This is a genomic window from Kribbella turkmenica, assembly GCF_004348725.1.
Lineage (GTDB): Bacteria > Actinomycetota > Actinomycetes > Propionibacteriales > Kribbellaceae > Kribbella > Kribbella turkmenica.
Map to the genome: position 1 here is coordinate 109,216 of NZ_SMKR01000001.1, position 6,857 is coordinate 116,072.

Below are 6,857 nucleotides of genomic sequence, written 5' to 3' on the forward strand. Positions count from 1 at the left end.
TCGGTCACCTCGGCGTCCGCCGATTTTGTTCTCACGTTCACAAGCTCCTAGAGTAAGAAGAGCCCCGGCCGTCAAGACCGTGGCCGTGGAGAACCGTTCCCAGGAGAATTGTGACGCGTGCCAGCAGCCGTCGCCCCGGCCCGCCGACGAGAACCGAACGCGGCATCCCCGAGGCGACTGTCGCGCGCTTGCCGGTGTACCTGCGGGCCCTGACCGGGCTGTCCGACAGCGGGATCGCGACCGCGTCGAGCGAGGACCTGGCGACCGCGGCCGGGGTGAACTCGGCTAAGCTCCGCAAGGACCTCTCCTACCTCGGTTCCTACGGCACCCGCGGTGTCGGGTACGACGTCGAGTACCTGCGCTACCAGATCGCCCGCGAGATCGGCGTCACCCAGGACTGGGCCGTCGTCATCGTCGGGATCGGAAACCTGGGACACGCGCTGGCGAACTACTCCGGTTTCGGCACCCGCGGTTTCCGGATCGTGGCGCTGCTGGACGCCGACCCGAACCTGATCGGCGAGCGGATCGGCGACATGGAGGTCCGCGACTTCGCCGAGCTGGAGGACATCGTCAAGGCCGACCGGGTCTCGATCGGTGTCATCACCACCCCTGCCGGTCCGGCCCAGGAGGTGTGCGACCGGCTGGTCGCCGCCGGGGTGACCAGCATCCTGAACTTCGCGCCGGTGGTGCTGTCCGTGCCCGACGGCGTCGACATCCGCAAGGTGGACCTCTCGATCGAGTTGCAGATCCTGGCGTACCACGAACAACGAAAGTCCGGAGAGGCGGGGCTCCCCGAGGTGCCCGAACTACCAGCGATGAACGGTCTCACCGATCTGCCGAGCGTCGGGGGAGGTGTCGGAGCGTGAGCTACCTGGTCGTCGGGATCAGCCACCGCTCAGCTGACATCAACGTCCTCGAGCGGGTGGCGCTCGACGCGGACGCGGCGACCAAGCTGGCCCTTGCGGTCAAGCACACCCCGGCCGTCTCGGAGTCCGCGGTGCTGGCCACCTGCAACCGGACCGAGGTGTACGCGACCGTCGACCGGTTCCACGCCGGCATGGACGAGGTCACCGCGATCCTGTCCGACGTCACCGGCGTACCGCTGCTGGACCTGGCCGAGCACCTCTACGTGCACTTCGAGGAAGGCGCGGTCGCGCACCTGTTCCAGGTGTCGGTCGGGCTGGACTCGATGGTCGTCGGCGAAAGCCAGATCCTCGGTCAGGTGAAGGAGTCGCTGCGCGTCGGCCAGGACCTGGAGACCATCGGTACCGGCCTGAACGCCGTGTTCCAGCACGCCTTGCGGGTCGGCAAGCGGGCCCGCGCGGAGACCGGGATCGACTCGGCCGGACGCTCGGTCGTGTCGGCCGGGCTGGACGCGGTCGGCGGCTTCGAAGGCCGCCGCGCCCTGATCATCGGCGCCGGCTCGATGGCCTCGCTGGCCGCGCAGACCCTGCTCAACGGCGGCGCGCAGAGCGTGACGATCGCCAATCGCAACTACGACCGCGCGGTCGCGCTGGCCGAGCGGGTCGGCGGTACGGCGATCCAGCTGGCAGCCGTGCCGGACGCGCTCGCCGAGGCGGACCTGGTGGTCTCGTGCACCGGCGCGCGGGGCGTCGTACTGACCGAGGAGATGATCCGGAACGCGTCCGACGGACGCCCGCTCGGCGTCCTCGACGTCGCCCTGCCGCGGGACGTCGCGCCCGAGGCCGCGCGCATCCCGGGGGTCACCCTGGTCACGCTGGCCGACCTCGCCGGAACGGCGGGCGGCAGCGAGGACGACATCGACGAGGTACGCCGGATCGTCTCGGAGGAGACGGCCTCGTTCGAGGCCATCCGGCGGGCCGCGTCGGTCGCGCCGACCGTGGTCGCGCTGCGGACGATGGCGACCGAGCTGGTCGAGGCCGAGCTGGCCAGGCTGGACCGGAAGCTGCCGGGGCTGGACGACATCCAGCGGCACGAGGTGGCCCGGACCATTCGTCGCGTCGTCGACAAGGTCCTGCACACCCCGACCGTGCGGGTGAAGGAGTTGGCCGCCGATCCGGGCGGCCCGACGTACGCCGACGCCCTGCGCGAGCTGTTCGCGCTGGATCCGGCCACCGTCGACGCGGTCACGACCGCGAAGACCCCGGAGGAGACCAGCAACACCCGCGCCGACGCGACCGGAGGTGACCGCGCATGATCAGGCTTGGTACGCGGCGGTCCGCCCTGGCGACCGCGCAGGCGACCTGGGTGGCCGACCGGTTGCGGGCCCTGGGTCACGACGTCGAGCTCGTCCCGATCGTCACCACCGGCGACGTGAACCGGGCACCGCTGGAGCAGATCGGCGGCACCGGCGTCTTCGTCAGCGCGCTGCGCGACGCCTTGCTGGCCAAGGAGATCGACATCGCGGTGCACTCGCTCAAGGACCTGCCGACGGCGCCGGTCGAGGCCCTCGCCATCGGCGCCTTGCCGGTGCGGGAAGACCCGCGCGACGTGCTCGTCGCCCGGGACGGGCTGACCCTCGGAGAGCTGCCGCGCGGCGCTCTCGTCGGCACCGGCTCACCTCGCCGGGTCGCCCAGCTGGACGCGCTCGGCCTCGGTCTGGAGTGCACCGGGATCCGCGGCAACGTGGACACCCGGATCGGCATGGTGGCCGAGGGCAAATTGGACGCGGTGGTACTGGCAAGGGCAGGGTTGTCCCGGTTGGGACGGCTCGCCGAGGTGACCGAGACGCTGGATCCGATCCAGGTCCTGCCGGCTCCCGGACAAGGTGCCCTGGGCATCGAGTGCCGGGCGGACGACACCGCGGTGCTGACCGCGCTGGCCCCGCTGGAGGACCCGGCCACCCGGGCAGCGGTGACGGCGGAGCGGCAGCTGCTCGCCACTCTCGAGGCGGGATGCACGGCTCCGGTCGGTGCGCTCGCCGAGGTGGTCGAAGGTGAGGACGGTCCGGAGCTGTGGCTACGGGGAGCGCTCGGCCAGGACGACGGCGTACGACGGCTGTCGGCCAACGGGCCGGTGGACGACCCGGTGGCTCTCGGCAAGGCGCTGGCAAACGAGTTGCTGGAGCAGACATGACACCGGCACAGGGCACGACGGCCAAGAAGACGAGCAGGACGAGGACGAGGGCGAAGGCAGACGTGAGCAGCGCGAAGACAGCGGCCACCGCGGCATCCAGGACACCTCAGAAAGTGCCGGCCAAGGCGGCCGCCACCGGCACGGTCAAGCAGACCAGACCACTCGGCCACGTCACGTTCGTCGGTGTCGGTCCGGGCGATCCGTCCCTGCTGACCCTGGCCGGCCGCGACGTCCTGGCGAACGCCGACGCCGTCGTGGTCGAGGGCCCCGAGCACGACCCCTTCCTGGTGTACTGCAAGCCGGGCGTCGAGGTGGTCGACGGCAGCGGCGCCGAGGGCAGCCGGGCGCTACGGGTCGCCGCCCGGGCCCGGCTGGTCGTGAAGACGGCCAAGTCCGCGGCGAACGTCGTCCGCCTGCTGACCGGTGACCCGTTCACCTTCTCCAGTGGCGCCGAGGAGGCGGCCGCGTGCCGCAAGGCCGGCATCAGCTTCAACATCATCCCCGGTGTCAGCGAGGTCAGCGCGGTTCCGGCGTACGCGGGGATCCCGCTGACGATGAAGGGCGACCGCGAGGTCACCGTCCTCGATCTGGCCGAGGCGAAGCTGGACCTGACCCGGCTGCACCCCAAGCAGACGCTGGTGCTGCTGAACGCTGTCGAGGTCCTGAAGGAGACCGCCGCGGCTCTGGTCGAGGCCGGCTTCGACGCCGGCACGCCGGTCGCGGTTACGGTCGGCGGGACGACGACCTCGCAGACCAGCGTGGTCGGCACCCTGGAGACGATCGTCGCCGACCTGCGCGCGGCCAAGGTGACCGGCGAGGCCGTCGTCGTGGTCGGCGCCGTGGTCGAGCAGCGCGAGGCGCTGTCCTGGTTCGAGACCAAGCCGCTGTTCGGCTGGCGGATCCTGGTGCCGCGCACCAAGGACCAGGCCGGCCCGCTGATGGACCGGCTCCGCCGGTACGGCGCGATGCCGGAAGAGGTCCCGACCATCTCGGTCGAGCCGCCGCGCAACCCGCAGCAGATGGACAAGGCCATCCGCGGCCTGGTCGAGGGCCGCTACGAGTGGGTCGCGTTCACCTCGGTCAACGCGGTCAAGGCGGTCCGGGAGAAGTTCGACGAGTACGGCCTGGACGCACGCGCGTTCTCCGGGCTGAAGATCGCCGCGGTCGGCGACAAGACCGCCGAGGCGATCGGTGCCTGGGGCATCCGTCCCGACCTGGTCCCGTCCGGTGAACAGTCCGCCGCCGGCCTGGTGGAGGACTGGCCGCCGTTCGACGAGGTGCTGGACCCGATCAACCGGGTCTTCCTGCCGCGCGCCGACATCGCCACCGAGACGCTCGTCGCCGGTCTCACCGATCTCGGCTGGGAGGTCGACGATGTGACGGCGTACCGGACCGTCCGGGCCGCCCCGCCGCCCGCGCCGACCCGCGAGGCGATCAAGTCCGGCAAGTTCGACGCGGTCGTGTTCACTTCGTCCTCGACCGTGCGCAACCTGGTCGGCATCGCCGGCAAGCCGCACGCGTCGACGGTGATCGCGGTCATCGGCCCGGCCACCCTGAAGACCGCCGAGGAGCACGGCCTGCGGGTCGACGCGATGGCCGAGACGCCGTCCGCCGAGGAGCTCGCCGACGCCCTCGCCCGGTTCGGCGCCGACCGGCGTGACACCATGATCGAGGCCGGTGAACCGGTCACCCGTCCGTCCGAGCGCCGCTCGGGCTCCCGTCGGAAGAGCTGATAGACGTGCCTGGATTCCCGGAGATCAGGCCGCGGCGGCTTCGGTCGTCGGCGGCGCTACGCAGGCTGGTCGCGGAGACCACGCTGGAACCGCGGCAGCTGATCCTGCCGATGTTCATCCGGGAGGACGCCCGCGAGCCGATCGCGATCAGGTCGATGCCGGGCGTCTACCAGCACACCCGCGACACCGCGCGGAAGGCGGTCGCCGAGGCCGCCCAGCTCGGACTCGGTGGCGTCATGCTGTTCGGCGTCCCGTCCTCCAAGGACGAGACCGGCTCGGGCGGGATCGACCCGGACGGCATCCTGAACGTCGCGATCCGGGACGCGGTCTCCGAGGCCGGTGACTCGCTGCTGGTGATGGCGGACCTCTGCCTGGACGAGTTCACCTCGCACGGGCACTGCGGCGTACTCGACTCCGCCGGCCGCGTGGACAACGACGCGACCCTGAAGCTCTACGCCGAGATGGGCGTCGCCCAGGCCTCCGCCGGCGCACACGTCGTCGGTCCGTCCGGCATGATGGACGGCCAGGTCGGAGCCGTCCGGACGGCGCTCGACGCGGCCGGATTCGTGGACACGGTGATCCTCGCGTACGCCGTGAAGTACGCGTCGGCCTTCTTCGGCCCGTTCCGCGAGGCCGTCGACTCGTCGCTGCAAGGTGACCGCAAGACCTACCAGCAGGATCCCGCCAACGCGCGCGAGGCGCTGCGCGAGGTCGATCTGGACGTGGCCGAAGGCGCCGACATCGTAATGGTGAAGCCGGCGCTGGCCTACCTGGACATCATCCGGCAGGTGCGGGACCACGTGGACGTGCCGGTGGCGGCGTACAACATCTCCGGCGAGTACGCGATGGTCGAAGCAGCCGCCGCCAACGGCTGGATCGACCGCGACCGCGCCATCCTGGAAACCCTCACCAGCATCCGCCGCGCCGGCGCCGAAACGATCCTCACCTACTGGGCAGCCGAGGCCGTCCACCTGCTCCGGTAGTCCACCCAGGTCCACCACCCAGGTCGACCCCGCGTGCTGCGCATGGGTGGACCTGCCGTGTGCGCTGTCGTTCCTTGGTGCTCGATCGGTCGGTGCTGGCCCTGTCGTCCAGCTCGCCGGCGGCCGAAGCGCTCAGATTCCTATGCTCTGCAGGTCTTCGGCGGACCTGATTCTGATCGCGTTCTCGTCGGGGTGTGGGGGCTCGAAGGTGGTGAGGTGCTGGTTGAGTACGGCGTCGGTGACGTCACGGCGGCGGGGATTCCGTTGGTTGGCCGCGCGGCGGCGGTGGATCGTGGCGTGGGCTACGTCGATGTACACGAGGGTGAATCGGGCGCCGGCGGCTGTGGCGAGTGCGCGCCAGTTGTCGCGTAGGGAGCGTGGGGAGCTGGTGTCGTCGACGATGGCAGACGTACCTGCGGCGAGCAGGTCACGGACCTCGTCGGTGGCGAGTTCGTGGGTGTGGATCCATTCCTCCACCGGGATGCCGTCGCCGCCCCACAAGCCTCGGCGTTCGTTGATTTCGTCGAGGCTCACGACGTGTGCTGACAGCCTTGGTGCCAGCGATCGGGCCACCGTGCTCTTGCCGGAGAATGCTGTTCCACACAGGAGAACGAGCCTGGTGTGCGATCCCATGTGGGGCATACAACCGAACGATCGGGGTGGGAGCAACCGAGTGAGCAGGCCTGCGGCAAGCAGAACGTCGGGGTGAACTTCGCTGCCGGAGGGCACCGGCGCGCAAGGGCCGAAGGTGCCTGCTTGCACAGCGGAACACCCGAACGACTCGCGCGCGTACTTCGACGAGGTCAACTCCTCGGGTCTCCGGTACCGGCGAGTGATGGTGGAGCGAAGGCGGGTCAGGCCGGTGTGGCCGCGGGCGGGTGATCGGCCCATGGGTCGAACGGGATGGTGCCGGCTGAGGGGCGCCGGGATCGGCCGTCGGGGGAGTGGCCCGTTGTAGCGGTTGAGGCGTAACCCCGGAGGGCGGGCGGCAGCGCTTGCCTCGCGCGAGGTCGAGGCGAGGTGGTTGTCGCATCGGCATCGCCCCAGGGGTCGAAGTGGGGCGCTGAGTTCGTGGTGGGTTGGG

The 6,857-nt window shown here is 70.6% G+C and carries 6 protein-coding genes; 5 read left to right on the forward strand and 1 reads right to left on the reverse strand.

Annotated elements, in window-relative coordinates; genetic code table 11:
• Window positions 1-110 precede the first annotated feature (110 nt).
• Genes E1218_RS00565 through hemB form a run of 5 tightly spaced genes read left to right on the forward strand, consistent with a single transcriptional unit; the run spans window position 111 to window position 5,773 of the window.
• Window positions 111-866, forward strand: coding sequence for a redox-sensing transcriptional repressor Rex (locus E1218_RS00565; RefSeq protein ID WP_132315019.1), 756 nt, complete (start codon window positions 111-113; stop codon window positions 864-866).
• Window positions 863-2,179, forward strand: coding sequence for a glutamyl-tRNA reductase (locus E1218_RS00570; protein ID WP_132315021.1), 1,317 nt, complete (start codon window positions 863-865; stop codon window positions 2,177-2,179). Before E1218_RS00565 ends, E1218_RS00570 begins: the two co-directional genes overlap by 4 nt.
• Entirely contained in the window at window positions 2,176-3,057 is an 882-nt protein-coding gene (hemC, locus tag E1218_RS00575; RefSeq protein WP_132315023.1) for a hydroxymethylbilane synthase, read from the forward strand. Before E1218_RS00570 ends, hemC begins: the two co-directional genes overlap by 4 nt.
• Window positions 3,054-4,790: a bifunctional uroporphyrinogen-III C-methyltransferase/uroporphyrinogen-III synthase gene (locus E1218_RS00580; RefSeq protein ID WP_233711907.1), complete on the forward strand. Its 1,737-nt coding sequence runs from the start codon at window positions 3,054-3,056 to the stop codon at window positions 4,788-4,790. Before hemC ends, E1218_RS00580 begins: the two co-directional genes overlap by 4 nt.
• A 5-nt stretch (window positions 4,791-4,795) precedes the next feature.
• Window positions 4,796-5,773, forward strand: a complete 978-nt coding sequence (gene hemB, locus E1218_RS00585) for a porphobilinogen synthase (RefSeq protein ID WP_132315025.1) — start codon at window positions 4,796-4,798, stop codon at window positions 5,771-5,773.
• 132 nt (window positions 5,774-5,905) lie between these two features.
• Here hemB and E1218_RS00590 read toward each other — a convergent pair whose 3' ends face one another.
• On the reverse strand, window positions 5,906-6,415 hold the full coding sequence (locus E1218_RS00590) for an AAA family ATPase (RefSeq protein ID WP_325052799.1): 510 nt from the start codon (window positions 6,413-6,415) through the stop codon (window positions 5,906-5,908).
• Window positions 6,416-6,857: the final 442 nt, after the last annotated feature.

Bases quoted from the DNA above. Each gene is read 5' to 3' on its own strand.
- hemC (WP_132315023.1), top strand. From the start codon at position 2,176: ATGATCAGGCTTGGTACGCGGCGGTCCGCCCTGGCGACCGCGCAGGCG.
- E1218_RS00580 (WP_233711907.1), top strand. From the start codon at position 3,054: ATGACACCGGCACAGGGCACGACGGCCAAGAAGACGAGCAGGACGAGG.
- E1218_RS00590 (WP_325052799.1), bottom strand. From the start codon at position 6,415: ATGCCCCACATGGGATCGCACACCAGGCTCGTTCTCCTGTGTGGAACA.